At 37.5% G+C, this 23850-nt stretch carries 27 protein-coding genes; 9 read left to right on the top strand and 18 right to left on the bottom strand.

The genetic code is table 11. The features are described 5' to 3' along the window. Window positions 1-44: 44 nt before the first annotated feature. The 3 genes from trpS to rpe are packed head-to-tail and all read right to left on the bottom strand — an operon-like array spanning window position 45 to window position 2417. On the bottom strand, window positions 45-1043 hold the full coding sequence (trpS, locus tag DYE19_RS09635; RefSeq protein WP_115323385.1) for a tryptophan--tRNA ligase: 999 nt from the start codon (window positions 1041-1043) through the stop codon (window positions 45-47). Between the two features lie 9 nt (window positions 1044-1052). Beyond that, complete coding sequence (locus DYE19_RS09630; protein WP_115323384.1) at window positions 1053-1727, bottom strand: phosphoglycolate phosphatase; 675 nt, start codon at window positions 1725-1727, stop codon at window positions 1053-1055. Window positions 1728-1742: 15 nt separating this feature from the next. Continuing rightward, a complete protein-coding gene (gene rpe / locus DYE19_RS09625) occupies window positions 1743-2417 on the bottom strand; it encodes a ribulose-phosphate 3-epimerase (protein WP_049215335.1) in 675 nt (224 codons plus the stop codon). 103 nt (window positions 2418-2520) lie between these two features. Between rpe and DYE19_RS09620 the strand changes: the two genes are divergently transcribed. The 4 genes from DYE19_RS09620 (at window position 2521) to dtd (ending at window position 5032) form a co-directional block, all read left to right on the top strand. Beyond that, the gene (locus DYE19_RS09620; RefSeq protein WP_049215333.1) at window positions 2521-3153 is read left to right on the top strand and encodes a LysE/ArgO family amino acid transporter; all 633 of its coding nucleotides are present in this window, start codon (window positions 2521-2523) and stop codon (window positions 3151-3153) included. A gap of 105 nt (window positions 3154-3258) precedes the next feature. Next, the gene (locus DYE19_RS09615; protein ID WP_049215364.1) at window positions 3259-3732 is read left to right on the top strand and encodes a YchJ family protein; all 474 of its coding nucleotides are present in this window, start codon (window positions 3259-3261) and stop codon (window positions 3730-3732) included. Beyond that, a complete protein-coding gene (locus tag DYE19_RS09610) occupies window positions 3729-4601 on the top strand; it encodes a virulence factor BrkB family protein (protein ID WP_049215331.1) in 873 nt (290 codons plus the stop codon). The genes DYE19_RS09615 and DYE19_RS09610 overlap by 4 nt, the downstream gene beginning before the upstream one ends. Beyond that, entirely contained in the window at window positions 4598-5032 is a 435-nt protein-coding gene (dtd, locus tag DYE19_RS09605) for a D-aminoacyl-tRNA deacylase (RefSeq protein WP_115323383.1), read from the top strand. The genes DYE19_RS09610 and dtd overlap by 4 nt, the downstream gene beginning before the upstream one ends. Before the next feature lie 45 nt (window positions 5033-5077). Here the strand turns inward: dtd and nlpD are convergent, their stop codons facing one another. The 9 genes from nlpD to icd form a co-directional block, all read right to left on the bottom strand. Beyond that, window positions 5078-6463, bottom strand: a complete 1386-nt coding sequence (gene nlpD, locus DYE19_RS09600) for a murein hydrolase activator NlpD (RefSeq protein ID WP_115323382.1) — start codon at window positions 6461-6463, stop codon at window positions 5078-5080. 37 nt (window positions 6464-6500) lie between these two features. Beyond that, window positions 6501-6662, bottom strand: a complete 162-nt coding sequence (locus DYE19_RS11270; RefSeq protein WP_162837297.1) for a hypothetical protein — start codon at window positions 6660-6662, stop codon at window positions 6501-6503. A 13-nt stretch (window positions 6663-6675) separates the two neighbouring features. Further along, window positions 6676-7251, bottom strand: coding sequence for a YqaA family protein (locus tag DYE19_RS09595; protein WP_049215325.1), 576 nt, complete (start codon window positions 7249-7251; stop codon window positions 6676-6678). A gap of 36 nt (window positions 7252-7287) precedes the next feature. Then, window positions 7288-8028 (bottom strand): 5'/3'-nucleotidase SurE, encoded by a 741-nt coding sequence (gene surE, locus DYE19_RS09590; protein WP_115323381.1) that lies wholly within the window; start codon window positions 8026-8028, stop codon window positions 7288-7290. Window positions 8029-8079: 51 nt separating this feature from the next. Next, entirely contained in the window at window positions 8080-9105 is a 1026-nt protein-coding gene (gene truD / locus DYE19_RS09585; RefSeq protein WP_115323380.1) for a tRNA pseudouridine(13) synthase TruD, read from the bottom strand. 101 nt (window positions 9106-9206) lie between these two features. Next, window positions 9207-9686, bottom strand: a complete 480-nt coding sequence (gene ispF, locus DYE19_RS09580; RefSeq protein WP_049215319.1) for a 2-C-methyl-D-erythritol 2,4-cyclodiphosphate synthase — start codon at window positions 9684-9686, stop codon at window positions 9207-9209. 11 nt (window positions 9687-9697) lie between these two features. Further along, on the bottom strand, window positions 9698-10408 hold the full coding sequence (gene ispD / locus DYE19_RS09575) for a 2-C-methyl-D-erythritol 4-phosphate cytidylyltransferase (protein ID WP_115323379.1): 711 nt from the start codon (window positions 10406-10408) through the stop codon (window positions 9698-9700). Next, window positions 10408-10686: a cell division protein FtsB gene (ftsB, locus tag DYE19_RS09570; RefSeq protein ID WP_049215314.1), complete on the bottom strand. Its 279-nt coding sequence runs from the start codon at window positions 10684-10686 to the stop codon at window positions 10408-10410. Before ftsB ends, ispD begins: the two co-directional genes overlap by 1 nt. Window positions 10687-10844: 158 nt before the next feature. Further along, window positions 10845-12092, bottom strand: coding sequence for an NADP-dependent isocitrate dehydrogenase (gene icd, locus DYE19_RS09565; protein ID WP_115323378.1), 1248 nt, complete (start codon window positions 12090-12092; stop codon window positions 10845-10847). Window positions 12093-12266: 174 nt separating this feature from the next. Here icd and DYE19_RS09560 point away from each other — a divergent pair, with 174 nt between their 5' ends. From DYE19_RS09560 to DYE19_RS09550, 3 genes are all read left to right on the top strand, one after another. Continuing rightward, on the top strand, window positions 12267-12995 hold the full coding sequence (locus DYE19_RS09560; protein WP_115323377.1) for an rRNA large subunit pseudouridine synthase E: 729 nt from the start codon (window positions 12267-12269) through the stop codon (window positions 12993-12995). Window positions 12996-12998: 3 nt separating this feature from the next. Further along, complete coding sequence (locus DYE19_RS09555; protein WP_115323376.1) at window positions 12999-13454, top strand: NUDIX hydrolase; 456 nt, start codon at window positions 12999-13001, stop codon at window positions 13452-13454. A 178-nt stretch (window positions 13455-13632) separates the two neighbouring features. Then, window positions 13633-14472, top strand: coding sequence for a PIN domain-containing protein (locus DYE19_RS09550; protein ID WP_115323375.1), 840 nt, complete (start codon window positions 13633-13635; stop codon window positions 14470-14472). Window positions 14473-14518: 46 nt separating this feature from the next. Here DYE19_RS09550 and DYE19_RS09545 read toward each other — a convergent pair whose 3' ends face one another. Both DYE19_RS09545 and tal read right to left on the bottom strand, forming a co-directional pair. Then, window positions 14519-16117: a xylulokinase gene (locus tag DYE19_RS09545; RefSeq protein ID WP_115323374.1), complete on the bottom strand. Its 1599-nt coding sequence runs from the start codon at window positions 16115-16117 to the stop codon at window positions 14519-14521. A 198-nt stretch (window positions 16118-16315) separates the two neighbouring features. Next, window positions 16316-17269: a transaldolase gene (gene tal / locus DYE19_RS09540; RefSeq protein ID WP_049215362.1), complete on the bottom strand. Its 954-nt coding sequence runs from the start codon at window positions 17267-17269 to the stop codon at window positions 16316-16318. Between the two features lie 161 nt (window positions 17270-17430). Between tal and DYE19_RS09535 the strand changes: the two genes are divergently transcribed. Together DYE19_RS09535 and lptD are read left to right on the top strand one after the other, a co-directional pair. Continuing rightward, window positions 17431-17982, top strand: a complete 552-nt coding sequence (locus DYE19_RS09535) for a DNA-3-methyladenine glycosylase I (RefSeq protein ID WP_049215734.1) — start codon at window positions 17431-17433, stop codon at window positions 17980-17982. 61 nt (window positions 17983-18043) lie between these two features. Then, the gene (lptD, locus tag DYE19_RS09530; RefSeq protein ID WP_115323373.1) at window positions 18044-20392 is read left to right on the top strand and encodes an LPS assembly protein LptD; all 2349 of its coding nucleotides are present in this window, start codon (window positions 18044-18046) and stop codon (window positions 20390-20392) included. A 103-nt stretch (window positions 20393-20495) separates the two neighbouring features. On the opposite strand, the gene DYE19_RS09525 is transcribed toward lptD, so the two are convergent. From DYE19_RS09525 to DYE19_RS09510, 4 genes are all read right to left on the bottom strand, one after another. Next, window positions 20496-21095: a hypothetical protein gene (locus tag DYE19_RS09525; protein WP_049215737.1), complete on the bottom strand. Its 600-nt coding sequence runs from the start codon at window positions 21093-21095 to the stop codon at window positions 20496-20498. A gap of 412 nt (window positions 21096-21507) precedes the next feature. Continuing rightward, the gene (dprA, locus tag DYE19_RS09520) at window positions 21508-22653 is read right to left on the bottom strand and encodes a DNA-processing protein DprA (RefSeq protein WP_115323372.1); all 1146 of its coding nucleotides are present in this window, start codon (window positions 22651-22653) and stop codon (window positions 21508-21510) included. A gap of 157 nt (window positions 22654-22810) precedes the next feature. After that, window positions 22811-23404, bottom strand: coding sequence for a cytochrome c3 family protein (locus DYE19_RS09515; RefSeq protein WP_115323371.1), 594 nt, complete (start codon window positions 23402-23404; stop codon window positions 22811-22813). Between the two features lie 15 nt (window positions 23405-23419). Beyond that, the gene (locus DYE19_RS09510; RefSeq protein WP_049215742.1) at window positions 23420-23845 is read right to left on the bottom strand and encodes a nitrate reductase cytochrome c-type subunit; all 426 of its coding nucleotides are present in this window, start codon (window positions 23843-23845) and stop codon (window positions 23420-23422) included. Window positions 23846-23850 lie beyond the last annotated feature (5 nt).

The raw sequence follows: 23850 nt of genomic DNA, 5'->3' as shown, positions 1-23850 counted from the left end.
TTTACTCCAAAGTGCGGTTCAGTTTTAAAAGATAAGTGAAGTAATTACGCTACAAAACCAACAGCCTGGTAAACAGCATCTAAAGTTTTCTTCGCACGTTCACGCGCTTTTTCTGCCCCTTCACGAGCAATTTTATTTAGCAACGCTTCGTTATTGCGGAAATGATGGAAACGTTCTTGTAATGTAGTTAGCATTGCTGATACTTCATCTGCTACCGCACCTTTTAAGTGACCATACATTTTGCCTTCAAATTCTGCTTCAAGTTCTACAATAGATTTGCCCGTTACGCCAGATAAAATATCTAATAAGTTAGACACACCTGCTTTATTTTGTAAATCATAACGAACTACAGGTGGTTCATCTGAATCTGTCACTGCACGTTTAATTTTTTTGGCTACAGCTTTTGGATCTTCTAATAACCCAATCACATTATTACGGTTTTCATCTGATTTTGACATTTTCTTTTCAGGTTCAAGCAATGACATAACGCGTGCACCCGCTTTTGGAATAAACGGCTCTGGCACTGCAAATAAATCACCATAAAGTGCATTAAATCGATTTGCAATATCACGCGTAATCTCCAAATGTTGTTTTTGATCTTCTCCAACTGGCACTTGGTTCGCTTGATATAACAAAATATCTGCAGCCATTAACACTGGGTAAGTGAATAAACCAACATTGATATTTTCTGCGTGGCGAGCAGATTTATCTTTGAATTGCGTCATTCGCCCCATTTCACCGAAATAAGTATAGCAATTGAGTACCCAAGCTAATTGAGTATGCTCTGGCACATGAGACTGAATAAAGATAGTGCTTTTTTCAGGATCAATCCCACAAGCTAAATAAAGTGCTAATACATCTAAGGTGGCTTTACGCAATGCAGCAGGATCTTGACGAACAGTAATCGCATGTAAATCTACGATACAGAATAGGCATTCGTAATCGTCTTGCATTTTTACCCATTGGCGCAATGCACCAAGATAGTTCCCAATGGTTAATTCGCCTGATGGCTGCACGCCACTTAATACAACAGGTTTTGTCATTGTTATTCCTTATTTTAAAATCGTTAAAATATCTGCAAAATCATCAAACACCCAATCTGGATTTGTCTCAGAAATTGGAATGTTATAGTTGTAGCCATAGGTTAAACCAACCACTGGGCAGCCTGCTGAATGTGCAGCTAAAATATCATTTTTAGAATCGCCTACAAATAAAATTTGTTTTGGATACAAGCCAAATTTACCACATAAATAATACAACGGCGCTGGGTGTGGTTTAATCGCTGGTAAAGATTGCCCACCTAATAGCTCACTAAATAAATGGTCGATACCAAATGCAGCTAACACAGGTTGAACGTGTTTTGTTGGCTTGTTGGTCACTACTGCTAAGGTGTAGCCTTGTGCTTTTAGCTGTTCCAATGTGTCTTTTACATGGGGGTACAAACGACTTAAGTTACATAAATTTTCGCCATAATAGAAACCAAAACGGCGTTTTAATTCACGAATTTGTTCATCTGAGAGTGTTTCACCACCTTGTTCACTTGTCCATGCTAATGCACGTGCAATCAAAATATCCGCACCATTACCGATCCAAGTTAAGACTAATTCTTCTGGTGCTTGTGGTAAATCAAATTCTGCTAATGCTGAATTTACTGAGAGTGCCAAATCAGGCAAGCTGTCGACTAAAGTACCATCTAGGTCAAAACCAATGAGTTTAAATTGTGTCATTTTTACACCGCGCTTTTATGATGAAAGAGTTGCTAATTGTTGACGCATATCGTCAATGATTTTCTTGTAATCTGGTTGATCAAAAATTGCAGACCCTGCAACGAACATATCTGCACCAGCCTTGGCAATGTCCGCAATATTGTTTACCTTGACACCACCATCTACTTCTAAGCGAATATCAAAACCACTTTGATCGATACGTTGACGCACTTCACGTAATTTATCTAAGGTGCTTGGAATAAAAGATTGCCCACCAAATCCAGGATTGACTGACATCAATAGGATCACATCCACTTTGTCCATAACATAATCTAAATAACTTAATGGCGTCGCTGGATTAAACACAAGTCCTGACTTACAGCCACAATCACGTACCAATTGTAAAGACCGATCAATATGTTCAGTTGCTTCTGGATGGAAAGTAATGTAATTTGCACCTGCTTTTGCAAAATCAGGAATAATACGATCGACTGGCTTCACCATTAAATGCACATCAATTGGGGCTGTAATACCATAATCACGTAGTGCCTTACATACTGCGGGACCGAAGGTTAAATTTGGTACATAATGGTTATCCATCACATCGAAATGAATAACATCTGCACCAGCATCTAATACATTTTGAACATCCTCACCTAAACGAGCTAAATCCGCAGATAGAATGGAAGGCGCAATTAAATAAGGTTTCATCATTGACCTCACTTGTAAACAAGTTGTTAAACTAAACGCTTGCAAAGCGAAAATATTGCGTTTAGTGTACTACTTTATGTTTAAATTATTAAGGAAATTCTTTATGGAACCGCTTTTGCAAGGATTTTTTGTTACCTCTGGTTTAATTATTGCAATCGGCGCACAAAATGCCTTTGTATTGAAACAGGGATTACTTAAACAAAATATTCTCGCTGTTATTTTAACTTGCTTTATTTGCGATATTGTGTTGATTTCATTAGGTGTGTTAGGTTTAGGTTCATTAATTAGCCAAAACTTAATGGCAACAGTAGTCCTCGCATTTTTAGGCGCTACATTTTTACTCTTTTATGGCTTAAAAGCCTTCTTATCGGCTTATCATGGTGATGCTTCTCTTACGTTTGAAGAGCAAGAAAATACGCCACAACGTGCAATACACGCTGTCATTGCGACTCTACTTATTACCTTACTTAATCCGCATGTTTATTTAGATACAGTCGTGATTTTAGGCGGTATTGCAGGAACATTAGCCTTTCAAGAGAAAATATTATTTTTAATTGGCGCATTATGTGTATCTGCTTTATGGTTCTTCAGCTTAGGTTATGGTGCTCGATTATTGATTCCCTTTTTCCGCCGTCCGATTACATGGCGTATTTTAGATCTCATTATTGGCGTAATTATGTGGGCAATTGCTATCAGCCTAATCCACTATGGTGTGACCTTATTAAAAGAGTTATAAATCAAAAATCCGCTAAAAAGAGATTGAAGTATAAAGAGAAACTATTTTTCAATCAAAGGTGCCTTTGTTACAATTTTAATCTAGTATGAACATATGATGGAAAAAATGACTGAAAAACTAACCGCACTTTGTCCTTGTCAATCAGACCTGCCTTATCAAGATTGCTGTGCGCCATTTCATCAACAGCAGCAATTCCCTACTGATGCAATACAATTAATGCGCTCTCGTTATACAGCTTATGTATTAAAAAATATTGATTATATTGTGCAAACGACTGTGCCTGCTCAACAATCTTTATTACCTATTGATGTATTAAAAGACTGGGCGCAACAAACACTGTGGGTGGGGCTAACTATCGTCAAACATCAGTTACTATCTAAAACACATAGTAGGGTGGAATTTGACGCATACTTTACTACTGACAAAGGAACACAGGTGCATAATGAAACATCGCTGTTTGTAAATATTGAAGGTCGTTGGTATTTTGTCGATCCAACTGTCTCACTACCCACAATGAAACAGCCTTGCATTTGTAACTCAAAGAAAAAATTTAAACATTGTTGTGGAGGTTTACTGTGACAAATTCGTTAAAAAATACAACATTATTCTTTAAAACATTTTGGTTGAGATTTCAACAAAACAAACTGACTCAGGCTGCTGGCTACTTAACTTATAGTACAATGCTCGCACTAGTACCACTTATTATGGTCGTCTTTTCTGTATTTTCAGCCTTTCCTGTTTTTAATGAAGTAACTGGTGAAATTAAAAGTTTTATTTTCAATAACTTTGCTCCCCAAGCAAGTGATATCGTTGGGCAATATATCGATGAATTTGTCACAAACTCAAAACAAATGAGTGCAGTGGGCGTCATCAGCTTAGTTGCGGTTGCACTGATGTTAATTAATTCAATTGATCGTACTCTAAATTCAATTTGGCATGATACTAGTACACGCCCACTTGTCTTCTCTGTTGCCATTTATTGGTTAATTTTAACACTAGGGCCACTACTTATCGGAGCAAGTATTGGGGTAAGTGCTTATGTTAGCACTTATGTTTCATCTGTCTTTGAGTCGGATTTATCCTTACCTTTTGGGCTTAAGATTCTTAGTTTTGTGCCATTTCTACTTACATGGTTGATTTTTACATTAGTGTATGCCGTTGTACCCAATAAAAAAGTAAAAATGACACATTCCGCAGCAGGTGCGTTAGTCGCCGCGTTTTTCTTTACACTCGGTAAACAAGCATTTACTTGGTATATAGCTACATTCCCATCTTACCAATTAATTTATGGCGCGATGGCTACTTTGCCTATTATGTTACTTTGGATTCAATTAAGTTGGGTCGTTATTTTACTAGGAGCCCAACTATCCGCAGTATTAACAGAGATGACAATGATAAATGAATCTCAAAAAGCAATTCAAATTGAGCAAGAAAAGGAAAAAAAATGATTGCATTAATCCAACGTGTCAGCCAAGCCAAAGTCAGCGTAGAGGAACAGGTCGTTGGCGAAATTGGACAAGGATTATTAATACTACTTGGTATTGAAAAAGAAGATAATCAAGCAAAAGCAGACCGACTTATCGAGAAAGTCCTTAACTACCGCTTATTTAGTGATACAGAAGGAAAAATGAATTTAAATGTACAGCAAATTGATGGGGAGGTACTGATTGTCTCACAATTTACTTTAGCAGCTGATACACAAAAAGGATTACGCCCTAGTTTCTCAAATGGCGCACCACCTATGTTGGCAAATGAGTTATATCATTACTTTACCCAACAATGTGCGAAAAAAATTAAAACTGCGACGGGACAATTCGCAGCAGATATGCAAGTCAGTTTAACAAACGATGGTCCCGTCACATTTTGGCTGCAAGTCTAGATAAGAAAATAGGACATTATGTATGTCCTATTTTTCGATACGCTCTTAGCGTTTTGGTAAATAGCGGGTAGGATCGACAGATTTACCCTTATAACGAATTTCAAAGTGTAATTTAACACTATTAGTACCAGAACTTCCCATTTTAGCAATTTGCTGCCCTGCTCGAACTTCTTGTTGATCTTTTACTAAAATGCTTTCGTTATGTGCATAAGCACTTAAATAATCATCATTATGCTTAATAATGATTAAATTACCATAACCACGTAGCGCATTTCCTGCGTATACAACACGCCCAGCTGCTGCAGCATTGACAGCTTGACCACGAGAACCAGCAATATCGACCCCTTTATTGCCGCCATCTGCGGTAGAAAAACCCTGTACAATATTCCCTTTCGTTGGCCATTGCCATGCCACATTAGATACAACTTGTTTTGTTGTTGGTACAGGGACAGATACTGGCGAATCAACAACAGGCTGCACAACAGGTTGAGGTTGTTGAGTTATTGTAGGAGACGAGCTCACGCCTGATTTAATAGGTCCAATAATAGTGCCATCAGAGCCATATTGTGTACCGTGTGGGCCTGGTGTGTAAGTCACTTCTTTTGTTTTTGGTTGATCTACTGGCGGCACAACAGGTTGTGTGACTGGTTGTGGTGTCGCTACCGTTTTACCATTTGACACACGCAATGTTTGTCCAACGCTTAAGCGATATGGTTCCGACATATTATTCAGTGATGCTAATTCTTTCACATCAATTCCAGAAATATAGGCGATTAGATACATCGTATCGCCTTTACGCACTGTATAAGTTTCGCCTTTATAAAAACCCTTATCTATTTTGCTGTAGTCTGGGCGATTGTCATTCGGATTGCGAGGAATCTTAAAGTCCTGGCTCACTGGCTTTAAAGTAGGTGCGGCTGCCCCCACAGCAGTCGGTGTAACTGCACCAGATTGATAGGTATTATTTCCATTTGAGACTTTTAATACTTGACCAGTACTCAAAGTATAAGGCTCAGACATATTATTTAATGCAGCAATTTCTTTAACACTGAGACCTGAAATATAAGAAATTAAGTACATACTATCGCCTTTACGTACAGTATAAGTGTCTCCTTTGTAAGAGCCACGTACAATCTTACTATAATCAGGCTGGTTGGTCACAGGATCACGCGGAATATCAAAATGTGTTGAAGTTGAGAGAGGTTGATTTACAGGAGAAGTTGGCTGATAAGTTGGCTCTCCCATCCCGACTGGCATTGTATTTTGTTGTTGAATTTGAGGCTCCCAAGCACCTCCATTAGCAGAATCAACTGGTTGCATAATACCAGGTGTCAATGTGCCATCAACACTCTCTACAGGCGCTGGCGCATTTGAGCTACAAGCAGCCAACACAGCAATACTGATAGGCAAAAGTAAAAACGACTTTTTCATATTTGCTAGTTTCCTCTTTCTTATTTTCAATTTTTAATTAATGTTTTGTAATCTCTGGCAGCCAACTACCACCTTCAACAGCGCCTGTTCCCGAAACTGGCTCCATTATACCTGGCGCCAACGCACTCTCATCTTGAACATTTCTTGTACAGGCACTTAACACTAGAATCATAGACAACAATAAAAGTAATTTATTCATTTTTCGCCTTAAATTATCGCAAAATAAAATAAGCCAGCACAGCTAAAGCTACTACTGACCAACCGATGAGTTCAATTGAACGACGTAATTTATCCGCAAACTTTTCCCCACCCCAAGCAGCAAGTTTTGCGACCAATAAAAAACGCGCCGCTCTTGAAATAAATGCGGTAAGTAAGAATGGCAAAAATGCCATTTGCATCACACCAGCACAAATCGTAAAAACTTTGTAGGGAATTGGTGAAAAACCTGCCACAAAAACCACTAATATTCCCCACTGCTCAAACCACGATATCGCAGTATCCCAATGTTGTTGATAGCCAAATTGCTGTATGTAATGCTGTACAAAATCTAACGCATAGTAGCCCAATCCATAACCAACTGCCCCACCAAGTACTGATGCAACTGCAGTATAAAGTGCAAATCTAAACGCACTTTGTGGTTTTGACATTGACATTGGAATCAACATGACATCAGGCGGAATCGGAAAAAATATCGCCTCGATAAAGCTTGTAAAAGAAAGAAAAAACGTAGCATAGCGGTGTTTTGACCATATCATCGTTTTATCATACATCGCACTGAAAATTTTCAACGCACACCTTCCTAAAAAATAATCAAAAACGCATCATTATTCACTTTCTAACCAATCTTGTAAAGATTGTAATGAATGATAGGCTGTCATATCAGCTTGAATTGGCGTCAAAGCAACGTAGCCATTTTTAACCGCATAAAAATCTGTCCCTTCTTTCTCATTCTCTGCTAAGCCTGCTGGTCCCACCCAATAAATTGCTTCACCCCGAGGATCTTTTTGTTTAATCACTTCTGCTGCGGATGCCCGATAACCCAAATGACAAACTTTAATTCCTTTTAGTTGATCATAAGGAATATCAGGCACATTAATATTCATGATTTCCCGACTTTTTAAAATCCGTCCGTGTAATTTGGGAATTAATTCACATACAACACGTGCAGCAGTTTCATAATGCTGACGACCATTTAAAGAAACAGCAATTGCAGGTAGCCCTAAATAACGTCCTTCTAATGCAGCTGCAACTGTACCTGAATAAATCACATCATCACCTAAATTTGCGCCCGCATTAATACCAGAAACGACCAAATCGACTTGTCCAGATAAAAAACCATTCAATGCTAAATACACACAATCTGCAGGAGTCCCATTTACACAATAATCACCATTTGGTAAATGCAATGGGCGCAGTGGCTCAACTAAAGTCAATGAACTTGAAGCTGCGCTGCGATTACGATCAGGAGCAACGACTGTTACGTCTGTAAATTTACGCAACTCACGCGCAAGTGTCTGAATTCCTTCAGCATGAATCCCGTCGTCGTTACTAAGTAGAATCCTCATTATATTTTTTATCCTTTTGTTATCACTTTTATTTTATCCAATAACTCAATATCACTCTTCTTGTACATTGACTAACTCTCTAATCAATGCAGTAGCATAACTCCCTGCGGGTAAATAAAAATACAGTCTTAATCCTTGCTCAACAAATTCCCAACGTAACTCCTGTGGCTGCATTAATATTGGTCTGCGTGCTGCTTTTATACGCTCTTGTGCCATCAATTTTAATAAGACTTGATTCTGTTCAACTAAACGATTCTCAATCTCTGTTGCAGACAAATTTTGCTCACCAATTAAAGGCGCTGTTAATAAAATATCCTGATTTTCTAACCGCACTTGTAACGCAGCAAAATCATCCTTTTCAGTTGTTTGAAACCAACTGTGCGAGCCTTGTAACTGCAAAATATCTTTTGGTAATATTTGTTGTGCGAGCTGTAATTTAATGCGTTCCGATACAACTAAATTAAACACTTCGCTACGTGCTGCAGAAAGATAAAAACTACGTTTTTTGCGATCTTTCACTTTTATTTCACCTTCCGCCCAACGCAGTGCTTGAGTCAGATTATATCCATCACGGCCAAAACGTTGCTCTGTGAAATAATTCGGAAAACCCGATTTTTTGACATTTTCTAAACGAATGTTTAGTTCATCTGTTGCTTTCACACCACGTAGTAAAATTTCAAAATAATTACCATCCAGACTACCGATACGAATTTTACGATTGTGACGCGTTACGGCTAAAATTTCTACGCCATCACACTGGAAACGACTAAAATCAGGTGTTGGCTGACCTGGCATATGCAGACTAAACCATTGTTCAGTCACAGCCTTACGATCTTTTAAGCCTGCATACCCCATATGACGTGCAGAAATGCCGACAAATTGAGCGAGTTTTTCACCAACAAATAAAGTATTGCAATCCGTTTTACGTACTTTTACGGCAACAAATTCACCCTCACCTGCCATGTCATAACCAAGATATTCTTTAACAATAAAATCAGCACATTCTGCTTTTAAAAGGGCGGTCTGTTTTTCTGTAGGTTCCGCCTGATGTGAGTGCTGTAAATAAGCCAGTTCCATGTATTCCTTCATTCATGTTGTAGTAAAGGCGAACTTCATTGTTCGCCTTTATTTTTACGCCATAATTAAACAACATAATATGTTGTTTTCTGATTTAAAAACTAGGCTTTGCTTACTAAAGCTACCGCTTCACAAGCAATCCCTTCACCACGCCCAGTAAAGCCTAATTTTTCACTTGTTGTTGCTTTCACATTCACTTGTTCAATATCACAAGCCAAGTCTTGTGCGATCACTGCGCGCATCGCATCGATATATGGACGCATTTTAGGTGCTTGCGCAATAATAGTGACATCAACATTGCTAACTTGATAACCTTTTTCTTGTACTTGACGATAAGCCTCTCGCAATAAGCCTCGACTATCCGCCCCTTTATATTGCATATCCGTATCAGGGAATAATTTACCAATATCACCCAAAGCAACAGCACCGAGTAACGCATCAGTTAACGCATGCAAGGCTACATCACCATCAGAATGTGCTAATAACCCTCGTTCATAAGGTACTGCTACTCCACCAATCATAATGGGACCTTCTCCACCAAAGGCGTGAACATCAAAACCATGACCAATTCGAATATTCATGTTATTTTCTCTTACTGTGATTTTCTGGTTAAATAAAACTCTGCTAAAGCGAAATCCTCTGGTCGAGTAACTTTAATGTTATCACTACGCCCAGCGACTAAGTACGGTCGAAATCCAGCAAATTCCATTGCAGAAGCCTCATCCGTCACCTGCATACCTCGTGCAAATGCCTGTTCCAATGCTTGCTTTAAGCTATCTAATGGAAAAAACTGTGGTGTTTGTGCTAACCACAATTCACTGCGATCCTCTGTCTGCTTAATTTGTTGATTTGGTAATGCTCGTTTAATGGTATCCGTTGCAGGAATCGCTAAAATAGCACCATTTTCATCATCAATTTGCATTAACTTATCTAAATCCTGATGCGTTAAACAAGGACGAGCAGCATCATGCACCATCACCCAAACGCCTACTGTATTTTGTTGTTGATGTGATACTGCATATAATCCATTTAGTACTGAGTCTGCTCGATTTTCCCCACCTTCTATTACTTCTATTTTAGGGTGATTTAAAAAAGAGAGGTGAGCAATATAAGGATCATGAGGCGCAACCGCTAAAAAAACCCGCTCAATCTGTGGATAAGTTAATAAAACAGAAAGAGTATGCTCTAAAATAGTTTTACCTTGAATTTCAAGATATTGTTTAGGTTTAGCAGCTTGCATACGACTGCCAATACCTGCAGCAGGCACTACAGCAACAACTCTTCTTGGGATAACTTGATTCATTATTTGTGCTCTTTCACAATGTGATAAAAAATTTCATCTGATTTCACCATATCATGCTGAAATCTTGCACGCTCTTCAATTGCCTCCACACCTTGTTTGAGATCTTTGATTTCTGCGGCAATCACCTGATTACGCTGTGAAAGTTTTTCGTTCTCTTGTTTATGCTGAGTTATTTGCTGTGCAGTTTGTTTGTAATCCAAATAGCCATTTTTACCAAACCAAAAATCATATTGGAATAGTAATAACACAGCGACTAATAAAAATATAAATAAACGCATAGATTCTCAGGCAGTTAATAACAAAGTAAATAGTTTACCGCGAAATAAGAAAAAATACCGCACTTTCTCCTATAAATTACGCTAAATTTTAACAAACACACAGAATAAAACCCCATAATTCGATCGAATAATGGGGTTTATCTTTAACGAAAGTCAGATTACATATTCGCCACAATATCTTGTGCAAACTCAGAAGTCGAGCGTAATTTCGCCCCTTCTAACATTTCAGCAAAATCAAATGTTACTGTTTTATCCGCAATAGTTTTTGATACGGCTTTAACGACCAAATCAGCCGCCTCAACCCAACCTAGATGACGTAACATCATTTCACCACTTAAAATCAATGAGCCAGGGTTACCTTTATCCTGTCCTGCAATTTTCGGCGCAGTACCATGAGTCGCCTCAAAAATCGCTGCTTCTGCACCAATATTAGCACCTGGAGATATACCAATTCCGCCGACCTGTGCAGCTAAAGCGTCAGAAATATAATCGCCATTTAAATTTAGCGTAGCAATAACATCATAGTCTGTTGGGTGCAACAAAATCTCTTGCAAAAACGCATCTGCGATACTGTCTTTAATAATAATTTCGTTACCTGTTTTTGGATTTTTTAATTTCATCCAAGGACCACCATCCAACAATTCAGCACCAAACTCTTTCGCAACTTCATAACCCCACTCCTTAAATGCCCCTTCGGTAAATTTCATAATGTTACCTTTGTGCACAAGGGTAAGCGATTTGCGGTCATTATCGATAACATATTGCAATGCAGCACGCACTAAACGTTGGGTACCTTGTTTAGAAACAGGTTTGATTCCAATACCGCAGTCTTCCGTAAAACGAATTTTCTTCACACCCATTTCTTTTTGTAAAAATTCGATCACTTTATTTGCCTCAGGTGAACCAGCCACCCATTCGACCCCTGCATAAATATCTTCTGAGTTTTCACGGAAAATTACCATATCAACTAATTCTGGGTGTTTTACAGGACTTGGTGTCCCTTCATAATAACGAATTGGACGTAAACAATTATATAAATCTAACCCTTGACGCATTGCAACATTCAATGAGCGGATCCCCCCACCGACTGGGGTCATTAATGGCCCTTTAATTGCTACATGATAATCACGAATAAATGCCATTGTTTCATCAGGTAACCACGTATTTTCACCATATACCTCATTCGCTTTGCCGCCCGCATAAATTTCCATCCAGGCAATTTTACGATCGCCACCATAGGCTTTTTCCACTGCAGCATCAATGACCGTTCGCATCGCAGGTGTCACATCAACACCAATCCCATCACCTTCAATAAATGGAATAATTGGATTGTTTGGCACAATTAATGCACCTTTTTCATCAAGTTGAATTTTCTCACCTTGTGGGATAACGACTTTTGATTGCATATCATTTCTTCCTTATTCTGTTGCCTATGATAGTATAAAGACTCGATCGAACGAGATTATCTATACAAAGCTATTGGAACTGAATAAAGTTCGCAAGTACTTATTAAAAAATTGTTAAAAAATTTCTTCATTTTTCGATCTAGATCCCATTTTCAACTTAAATATATTTTCTCTATGCAAACAAAATTTACAACGAAAAAGCCAACATCTAAATACAAAGCCATATCTTCTTCTCACACACATATGAGAAAAAATGCCCAAGTATATAAAACGCCTCACGCCCAATATAAAAAAAAGCAAATTAGTTTTGCAGAAACACAAGTCGTCTTATTTAACAAACCTTATGACGTACTGACACAATTTAACGATGAAAATGGGCGTAAGACCTTAAAAGACTTTATTCCTATCCCACACATTTATCCCGTAGGGCGACTAGATCGCGACAGTGAGGGCTTAGTCTTATTGACTAATAATGGGCAAATCCAACATCGCCTAGCTGAGCCTCAATTCAACACAGAAAAAACCTATTGGGTGCAAGTTGAAGGTATCCCACAAGAAACTGATTTAAACCAATTACGCCAAGGCGTAACACTCAAAGATGGACAAACCCTACCTGCGAAAGTGCGGTTAGTTTCGCAGCCAGATTGGTTATGGGCACGCCATCCTCCCATTCGTGAGCGTAAAAATAGTCCAACTAGCTGGTTGGAGATCAAAATTTGTGAGGGACGTAATAGGCAAGTACGCCGAATGACAGCGCATATTGGTTTCCCTACTTTACGTCTAATTCGTTATCATATGGCATTATTTGATTTAACACATTTAGCTCAGGGTGAGTATCGTGTTATTTCTGAACAAGAACTGACCGCACTTTATCAACAATTACAGTTAAAAAAATTAGGATAAAAAATGCATAGACCTCATATCACACTTGCTTGTGTTGTCCATTGCAAAGGCAAGTTTTTATTTGTAGAAGAATTTGAACATGGCAATCTAACTTTAAACCAACCTGCTGGGCATTTAGAAACTGATGAAACTCTCCTTGAAGCAGCAAAACGTGAATTATTTGAAGAAACAGGAATTCATGCAGACATGCAAGGTTTAATCAAAATCTATCAATGGAGTGCCCCACGCAGTAAAACTGACTTTCTTCGTTTCACATTTGTCGTAGAACTTGACGATTGGTACCCTATCCAACCGCAAGATCCTGACATTACACGTGGCCTATGGCTAAGCTTAGAAGAGTTTTATCACTATATCCAACAAGCGGGACAATGTGAACGTAGCCCATTAGTGATTGAATCGGTGAAGGATTATTTGAAAGGTGAGTTTATTTCTCTGAATACATTGAAAGTATTTAGATAATCTTGAAAGTCATAAAACACCATAAAATAGCCTTTATATAATTTAACTTAAAATAATACCCTATTTATTAAACGTTATATATATTAGTATCTTCCAAAATAAAAAATAATTACAATAAATAAGATTTATATTTTAATGAGAGTATTAAAAATACTTTCACTATATGAGGACAATCAAAATGAAATATGCCTTTATTGATTATGAAAATATTCATTCATTAGATAATATTAAGTTAGGTGAATATGAAAAAATCTATTTATTTCTTGGTGCTCAACAACAATATATCAGTTTATCGGAAAAATTTAATGATCAACTCAATATTCATCTTATTACGATAAAAAATGTTTCTAAGAACAATCTCGATTTTCATCTTGCTTATTTTTTAGGTAAAGCAGATCAAGAGGCAGATAAACAAATTAGCTTTGATGTCATTTCTAAAGACAAAGGATATCAAGGTATTTGTGATTATATTCAAAACCAAAAATACGCCAGAAAGTGTCAGTTAATTTCTATCACACCGATGAACAATGAGCAAACTCAATCTACGACAGCAAAAAATGAATTTGTGCTTTCCACTCAAGATATAGAAAAATACACCAATGAATATCAGCAATTTATGTCAAAAACTGATATTCGACACCTTCCAACAACAGTTGAAAAACTGACTAACCATATCTATTCACAAACAAATGTGAAAACACTCCCCCAAACGACGGTCAAAACACTTATTCCTCAAATTATAGAAAATCTATCAAATAAGCAGCTTATTGTGATTAAAGATAAAAAAATTAATTATCAAATCACTAATCTATCAAGTCTCTATACCAAATATGAGAGTTTTTTATTGAAAAGAGAAAAACTAAAAAGACCACAGAAATTATCTAGCTTAAAAAATGAAATTGCATCTAAATTAAATCTTCGCGGTAATACTGCCAAAATTAATGAAATCGTGAAGTTACTCAAAGAAAAGCAGATCATTGAAAATCAACAAGAGGATAGCATCGTTTATCAAAAATAAACTATTCACCGCTAGAATTCTGATAATACCAATATAAGTAGTGATATTATTTAACTACTCCTGTATCAAGTGCTGTTTTTACAATCGGAAGCCCTTTTTGGTAGCGTTGCATAAACACCCGATATCCTTCAACAACACTCGGTTCAGGTTCAACTAATGTGAGGTCGGCTTGATTAAAGATTTCTTGTTCTAAATAAGCTTCTAACGATTTGTGTTGAGATTTATGTAAAAAGTTAGCTAACAATGCAATCCCCCACGCCCCACCATTCGACGCAGTATTCATTGTGACTAGAGGAATATTTAATGCTGAAGCCAAAATCTGTGACACAACATGTTCTGTTTTAAACATTCCGCCATGAGCAAGCATGTGTTCAATATTGACGTGTTCTTTTTCACGTAAAATATCCATTCCTAATTTCATGGCACCGAATGCACTATATAAATGCACGCGCATGAAATTCGCTAAATTAAAGTGCGCATTTGCTGGATGTAGAAAAATCGGACAGCCTTCAGAAAGCCCAAGACTATGTTCACCTGAGTAAAAACCATATGAAAGTAGTCCTCCGCAATCTTCGTCACCTTGTAAAGCCGCTAAAAATAATTTTTGGTAGAGTGTCTGTGTATCTGTTTTCACACCAAAAGCCTGTAATGCTTCGCCAATTAAATTCACCCAAGCATTAATATCTGAGGTACAATTATTAGCATGTGCCATCGCTACTAATTTCCCTGCTGGCGTGGTTACAAGATCGATATCAGAATATACTCTTGATAATGATTTTTCTAACACCACCATAGCAAATACTGATGTACCAGCAGAAATATTCCCTGTTTTTGCTTTAATGCAATTCGTTGCAATCATCCCAGTGCCAGCATCGCCCTCAGGTGGACAAAACGGAATATCCGAAACTAAATTTCCTGTTGGATCCAGCAATAACGCGCCTTGTGGCGTTAATCTGCCCGCATTTTGACCTGCCACTAATACCTTAGGAAGAATGTTATCGAGTTGCCATGGCAAGTGTTTTTCGGCAATCTGCTGGTCAAAAATGGCTATCATTTCTGCATCATAATTAAGCGTACTAGTATCTATTGGAAACATACCTGATGCATCGCCAATACCTAACACTTTTTCGCCCGTTAATTGCCAATGAATATAGCCTGATAATGTCGTCAAATAATCAATATGCTGAATATGGCTTTCTTGATTTAAAATCGATTGATAGAGATGTGCAATACTCCAACGTTGTGGAATAGGGTAATTGAATCGCTCAGTCAAGCGTTGTGCCGCTACTGCTGTTGTATTATTGCGCCAAGTTCTAAAAGAGACAAGCTGGTTACCATGCTTATCAAATGGTAAATAGCCATGCATCATCGCACTCACCCCAATGGCTTTGGCATGCTTAATCAACGTCGCATATTTTTCTTTCACATTTATTTGTAAATTGCGATAGGCTTGTTGTAGTGTTCGCCAAATTTCAGTTTGATGATAAGTCCAATTTCCATCAATGAAATGGCTTGCCCAATCTGCATCACCACTTGCTAAAATCACACCATGTACATCAATAATGACCGCTTTTACTCGAGTTGAACCTAATTCGATTCCAATGACAATTTGTCCATTATCAATACATTGTTTTTCATATTGCATGACTTATTACACCTCTTTAGGAATGTGAAATATTGTATTTCTATAATACGAATTCTCGTAATAAAAAATACAAGAATTACAATAAGATAAGCATTAGCACATAGCGAATAACACACATCAGGTTAAACTTTAATTGAACAGGTAAAAAAATGCGGTCAAAACTGACCGCACTTTTTATATTTATACTCTAATCCTAAATTAAAATTTAGCTAATAACATCGCTTCTAATTTTTCTTGGTCAGCTGCAAACTTACGAATACCTTCCGCCAGTTTTTCCACCGCCATGGCATCACTATTATGCTGCCAATAAAATTCCGCTTCTGTTAATGGCTCTGGCTTCGCCTTCACTTCTCCCGTATAACTTAATTTACGCTCAAGAGTACTCGTGTTTTCTTGTAATTCTTTTAACAGCGCTGGCGCAATCGTTAAACGGTCACAACCCGCTAATTCGGTAATCTCACCTACATTACGGAAACTCGCACCCATCACAATCGTGCTATAACCATGTTGCTTGTAGTAGTTGTAGATTTTCGTCACCGAAATTACACCTGGGTCTTCCGCTGGTGCATACTCTTTCTTATCACTATTGGCTTTATACCAGTCTAAAATACGACCCACAAATGGCGAAATTAAATAAACACCTGCTTCAGCACAAGCTCGTGCCTGCGCCTCTGAGAATAACAGCGTTAAATTACAGTTAATCCCTTGTTTTTCCAACACCTCCGCTGCACGAATACCTTGCCATGTTGAAGCGATTTTAATCAAAATACGCTCATTACCAATCCCTGCTTCGTTGTAAAGTGCGATTAATTTTTTCGCCTTTTCAATCGTCGCTTCAGTATCATAAGAAAGGCGTGCATCTACCTCTGTTGAGATACGTCCTGGGACGATTTTTAAAATTTCTAAACCGATGTTTACCGCTAATTTATCTTCAGCATCGATTAATTGCTGTTTTGAGCAATCACTTTTTGCTTTCGCATAGGCAATCGCATCATCAATTAACGAGGCATATTGTGGTAGTGCTGACGCACTTAAAATTAAAGAAGGGTTTGTTGTCGCATCTTCTGGTTGGTATTTTTTAATCGCCTCAATGTCACCAGTATCAGCAACAACAACTGTCATGTTACGGAGAGAGTCAAGTTGTGTAGTCATAATTTTCCTCTACTTAGATTATTACAATTCATCAATTACGAACTTACATACAATAGCATATCAATACAAAAATGGCATGATCTTTTCATTCACATTTCAATAGCTAGAGGCTTGTATTAAAATGTTTAAAAATCAACCGTATTTTTCATTAGGAGGGCAGTATGCGCAAACGTTGTGGCTGGGTAGATAACTCACCTATTTATATCGATTATCATGATAACGAGTGGGGAAAACCTGAATATGATAGCTTAAAATTATTTGAAAAAATCTGCTTAGAGGGTCAACAAGCTGGGCTATCTTGGATCACCGTACTCAAAAAGCGTGAAAATTATCGCTATGCCTTCCATCATTTTGACCCAAATAAGATCGCGCAAATGACAACTTTAGATATTGATAAGCTAATGCAAAATGCAGGGTTAATTCGACATAGAGCCAAATTAGAAGCAATTGTCAAAAATGCAAAAGCGTATTTAGCAATGGAAAAGAATGGTGAAAATTTCAGTCAGTTTATTTGGTCTTTCGTCAATCACCAACCGCAAGCGAATAATGTACCCAATTTAGCCTCTGTACCGACAAAAACCGCTGTATCACGTGCCATGTCTAAGGCACTAAAAAAAAGAGGCTTTGTATTTGTCGGCGAAACTACCTGTTATGCCTTTATGCAATCGATGGGACTAGTCAACGATCACCAAAATGATTGTTGGTGCAAATAATATGCCTTTGCTTGATTTTCCAGTATAATCAAGTCAGTTTTGACTTAAATACGGTTATCCAATGAAAAAGAATTCTTATACCTTACTTTCTGTTGCAATCTTGAGTGCACTTTATAGCACATCAAGTATGGCTGATTTAAAAGCACAATGTCTAGCAGGCGTACCTCATTTTAAAGGAGAGTTGGTCAACGGAAATCCAAATGAGTTACCCGTATATATTGAAGCAGATCAAGCTCAATTAATCCAATCATCGCGTGCAACTTATGAAGGTAATGTCGATATCCAACAAGGTAACCGCCAATTAAAGGCACATCGTGCAGAAATCACCCAACGCCAATTAACAAGCCAAACGCAACGCCTTGTACATATAAGTGGTGGATTTGATTATGAAGATAATCAAATTCAGCTTGCGGGACAAGATGCACAAGTCAATTTAAATAATAAAGACACCAATATTAAACAAGCTAAATATCAATTAGTTGACCGACAAGGGCGTGGGCACGCAGAAGAAATTGAACTACGTGACAATTACCGATTAATGAAAAATGGCGTATTCACCTCTTGTTTGACAGGAGATAATTCTTGGTCAATTGAAGCAAAAGAAATGCGCCAATATATTCAAGAAGAATATGCAGAAATGTGGCACGCACGTTTGAAAGTGCATGGCGTACCAATTTTCTACACGCCTTATTTACAACTTCCTATTGGCGATCGCCGTCGTTCTGGTTTGCTAATGCCAAATTTTGGCACTTCTAGTCGTGATGGCTATTTTTATGCTCAACCAATTTACTGGAACATTGCGACTAATCTTGATGCTACTTTCACACCTAAATATATGTCGCATCGTGGTTGGCAACTTAATGGTGAGTTTCGTTATTTAAGCCCAATTGGAGAAGGTAAAATCGCAGGCGAGTATTTAAAGAAAGACCGCTTAACGGATTATAAAAGCGATAATCGCTCACGCCATTTATTCTATTGGACACATCATTCCAGTTTCTTACAAAATTGGCGACTCAATTTAGATTACACGCATGTAAGCGATAAACGTTATTTCTCTGATTTTGATTCTGCTTATGGTTCCAGTACAGATGGTTATGCAAATCAAAATTTACGCATTGCTTACTATCAGCCTAATTACAATTTGGCGATTTCTGCAAGACAATTCCAAATTTTTGATGAGGTCGAGATTGGACCTTATCGCGCATTACCTCAAGTAGATTTCAATTATTATAAAAATAATTTAGTGCATGGTTTATTCGACTTTAAATTATTTTCACAAGCCGTTCGCTTCGATAATGACAGTGCTCTCATGCCAACGGCATGGCGTTTTCATCTTGAGCCAAGCTTAAATCTGCCACTTTCAAATCGTTATGGTAGTTTAAATATTGAAACTAAGCTCTACGCTACACATTATAAACAGCGTAAAGGAAGAGGCGAGTATGCGGAGCAAGTACAAGGTACAGTAAATCGTGTCTTACCACAAATTAAAGTCGATTTACAAACTGTACTAGCAAGTAATAAAACCTTTATTAAGGGCTATACTCAAACACTTGAACCACATATTCAATATTTATATCGTCCATACAAAGATCAAAGTCATATCGGCTCAAAGCGTAACAATGCCTATTTAGGTTTTGGTTATGATTCATCGCTATTACAACAAGACTACTTCGCATTATTCCGTGATCGTCGTTATAGTGGGTTAGATCGCATTGCTTCAGCAAATCAATTCACGCTAGGCGGTACAACACGTTTTTATGATAAAACAGGCGAAGAACGTTTTAACTTATCTGCGGGTCAAATTTATTATTTACGTGATTCACGTATTGATTCTAACCCTGATAATAGTAGTTATGGACGTTCCTCTTCTTGGTCATTAGAGTCTAACTGGAAAATTAATGACCAATGGCGCTGGCAAGGTAGTTATCAATATGACACTCGTTTAGATAAATCTGCATTAGGTAACTTTACTCTCGAATATAACCCGATGAGCAATAACATCATTCAATTAACTTACCGTTATGCAAGTCAAGAATATATTGACCAAAACTTAACTGCTGATGCAAACCGTTATGGTCAGGATATTAAGCAACTTGGCTTAACTATTGCATGGGAATTAACAGATAATTGGGCTGTTGTCGCACGTCATTACCAGGATTTAGCGTTGAAAAAGCCTGTTGAACAATATTTAGGGGTAGAATACAGTACTTGTTGTTGGGCAATTAATGTGGGGGCGAGACGTAATGTCACTAGCCGTCAATATCAGGCTGAAAATGAAATTGTGTATGATAAAAGTATCGGGATTAATATCGAGCTACGTGGTTTAGGTAGCGATGATCACAAAGGTAATATTGAAAAAATGCTACAAAGAGGAAAACTACCTTATTTACAAGCATTTAGTCTCTACTAAATCTGCATTCAATTAACTTATTAAGGCACTGATTCCAGTGCCTTATTTTTAGACGAAAAGTGCGGTCTATTTTTAGCAAAATTTTGTTTATTATTAATAGTACTTATAACTCAATCGTCGTTTCTTCAATTTTGACTTGAATAAATTCTACATCCTCTTGCATTTTACGATAACGTTGCTTAGCATGCTCGAGTTGATAAGGCATAAAAGGAAAAGAAAGAAAACTCGTCAAAACAAGCAACCAAAATATTCTCCCATATTCATCTATCAAATAATGACGTTGCTTTTTAACATATGCCTCAATATGTTCATCAAATAAATTTTGGTAACAAGCTGAATTTTTCACGCACATTTTCTTAATAAAATCTTCACCATTCACTGTTATAAATTGCAACTCAGATAAGGTATAATGCCCCTCATTCGGGAAACCACAATGTGCAGTATAGCAATGATTATTTCTGTGCTTTACTTCAATATATTGATTTAACTTACCATAAACACGATTGTCTTTAATCTCAACAGTCAAATCATAATAAGATGCATATTTTATTCCTGCATCATTAAAGATAATAAGGTTTGCTTCAATTAATAACAAAAACAATCCAAGAAAACCAAATATCCCCCAATGAATAAAAATCCATTTCTTATGGCGATAAAAAAGAAATAAAAAACGCTGTAAAAATGCAAATTGTTTATCTGTCATAACGATTTTTGTGTGCTCGTTTATATTGCTAATTTTTAGATAAATATAGAAAAAATAATAAAGAAAATCTGATTACATTTCAATCTATTAGCCCATCTTACATCATATTTTATATTACTTACTTCTTATCATACTCATAAGTTCAAACTAAGGATACGCTACTTTATTTTGCTTACCACATAAGGCTATGTGATATGAATTAACGGAGTTTTTGTTTTAGGCGCCCCATGCCAAACTATCTATTTACTTTGAGTCTATTTGATACAACAGTAAAAATATACCAGATCTTTTTCAAAACGGACATCCAGCAGACTCTTAGTACCATCCTCAAGAATCGACACAGCTAACGCGCTGTGCTATAAAAAAGAACCGCACTTTATTCCAACTAAAGTGCGGTATATTTTAATCATATTTAAGCTCGCCGATACAATCCGTTTTCAGTAACAATTAACGCCTGCAGCTCTAATTCTAATAATTGGATCAATAAACTCTCTACGGATAAGTCCAGTTTTTGTGCTAGCTCATCAATTCCAATCGGGCTATAGCTAATCTGTGCGAAAAGATCTGGATAGGCAGGCTCAGTGGAAACCTCTGTTTGTTTCACATTCGATTGATAAACATGTGTCATTAATGTTTCAGTTGGCTGACAAAGAACTGAGTGTGTCGGCGCGATAGTGCAACTTTCAACGTGGCATAGTGAAAGATTGTCTAACATATCCTGTACATTTTCCACTAAAAATGCACCTTGTTTAATCAATTGATGGCAACCTCGACTACATTCATTTTGAATATTGCTTGGTAAAGCAAAAACATCACGATTTTGTTCCAATGCATAACGCGCTGTAATTAATGAACCACTGCGCTCATTTGCCTCAATAACTAACGTACCTAAAGATAAACCGCTAATGATACGATTACGGCGTGGAAAATTCTCTGCAAGTGGTGGTTGACTGGGTAAAAATTCTGATACTAAAGCCCCACCATACTCCACAATACTCGTGGCTAAATGTCGATGTTTGTAAGGATAGAGATACTCTAAACCACTGCCCAAGACTGCAATTGTTTTTCCCTGTATATCCACTACGGCTTGATGGCAAAATCCATCAATACCTAATGCTAATCCACTAGTCACAATAAAATTTGCTAAGCTTAACTCTGTAGCAAAATATTTTGACCAATATTCACCATAGTGAGAGCAATATCGGCTGCCCACTATCGCCATTTGAGGTCGAGAGAGCACAGAAAGATCCCCTTGAATAAATAGTAATGGCGGTGCACTATCAATTTGCTGTAATAAATAAGGGTATTCGGCTTGCCAATAATGTATTATCTGATTCCCAACTTGTTCTGCCCAACACAACGCTGGTTCAATGTATTTCATTTCTGGTTGTTGCCAACGCCTAATTTGTTGTTCTGTCCAGCCTAATTGTTTTAATGCGACAGTATCATATTGTAATAAATCATCCATGCTGACTTGGGTTAACAAATGTTGAATACGTGCAGCCCCTAGTCGTGGAATCTGGTTCAGCCGTAATAACAAATTAATCATCTGATCCATCTATTTTCACTCTTAACAAAAAGAAAAGAATGTAAAGTGCGGTCTGTATCTATTCACTTTTGATGTTCTGAATTTGTGAATAAGATCGAAAAATAAAAAAATCTGCAACTCCAAAGAGATGCAGATTAATCTGAGAGCAATAAGTGAGGGGAAATAATTATTTTTGTTCTACACTAAAACCAGACTCAACACCACTCATATCAGGTAATTGGTGTGCAATACCTTTATGGCAATCAATACAGGTTTTACCTTCCTGTACTGCCAAAGTGTGCATTTTCTCCGCCACTGTTTTTTGTTGGCTAAAATCCATATTCTCAAAATTATGACAGTTACGGCATTCTTGTGAATCATTGGCTTTTAATCTTGCCCATTCACGTTCAGCCATGTGTAAGCGACGAGAATTGAATTTATCAATCGTATCGGTATATCCCATCACATGGGCGTAAACTTCACGGCTTGCTTGTAATTTACGAATCATTTTAGGGATAAATTCATGTGGTACATGGCAATCTGGACAAGTTGCTTTCACACCACTACGATTTTGATAATGGGCAGTATGTAGATATTCAGGATAGACATCATTGCTATGGCAACTCACACAAAACTCTTCCGTATTAGTTTGTTCCATACCATAGTTGAAACCTACCCATGAAACGATCCCTGCAATAAAAGCAAGTGTAATCAAGGTCCCTACCGCAATACGACTTGGTGTGCGGAACCATTTCCAAAAGCGTTTAATTAAGTTCAACATAATTCAATCCTTAACTTATTTGCCGAAGCCAGCCATTGGTTTAAATTCATTTTGAACAATAGGTTCCACATCAGATTGAGAGACATGGCATTGTAGACAGAAGTAACGACGTGGAGATGTGCCTCCAATAATATTCCCATCCCGATCCATAAAATGGGTTGGGCTAATACGCGTTGCGCCAGTCACACGAGAAGCTTCTGGACTATGGCAAGTTAAGCATTGGTTAATATTTTTAGTGACTTGATAATTTTTTGTCGCATGTGGCACCATTGGTGGCTGATTCACATAGTTCAATGGCGATAAACCACTTTCTTTAGGTGCACTGTGAAACGCAGGCTCAACATATTCTGGTGAATCTTGTATACCATGTCCAACTTTCGCCTCTTCAGCCTGTGCAGCGAAAGCAAAAAGTGCGGTTAAAATTAAGATACTTTTTCTCATTTTGA

Origin of the sequence: Pasteurella canis (assembly GCF_900454865.1) — a bacterium.
Classification (GTDB): Bacteria; Pseudomonadota; Gammaproteobacteria; order Enterobacterales; family Pasteurellaceae; genus Pasteurella; species Pasteurella canis.
The sequence above is the reverse complement of the archived record's forward strand: the minus strand, read 5'-3'. Positions and strand labels throughout refer to the sequence as shown.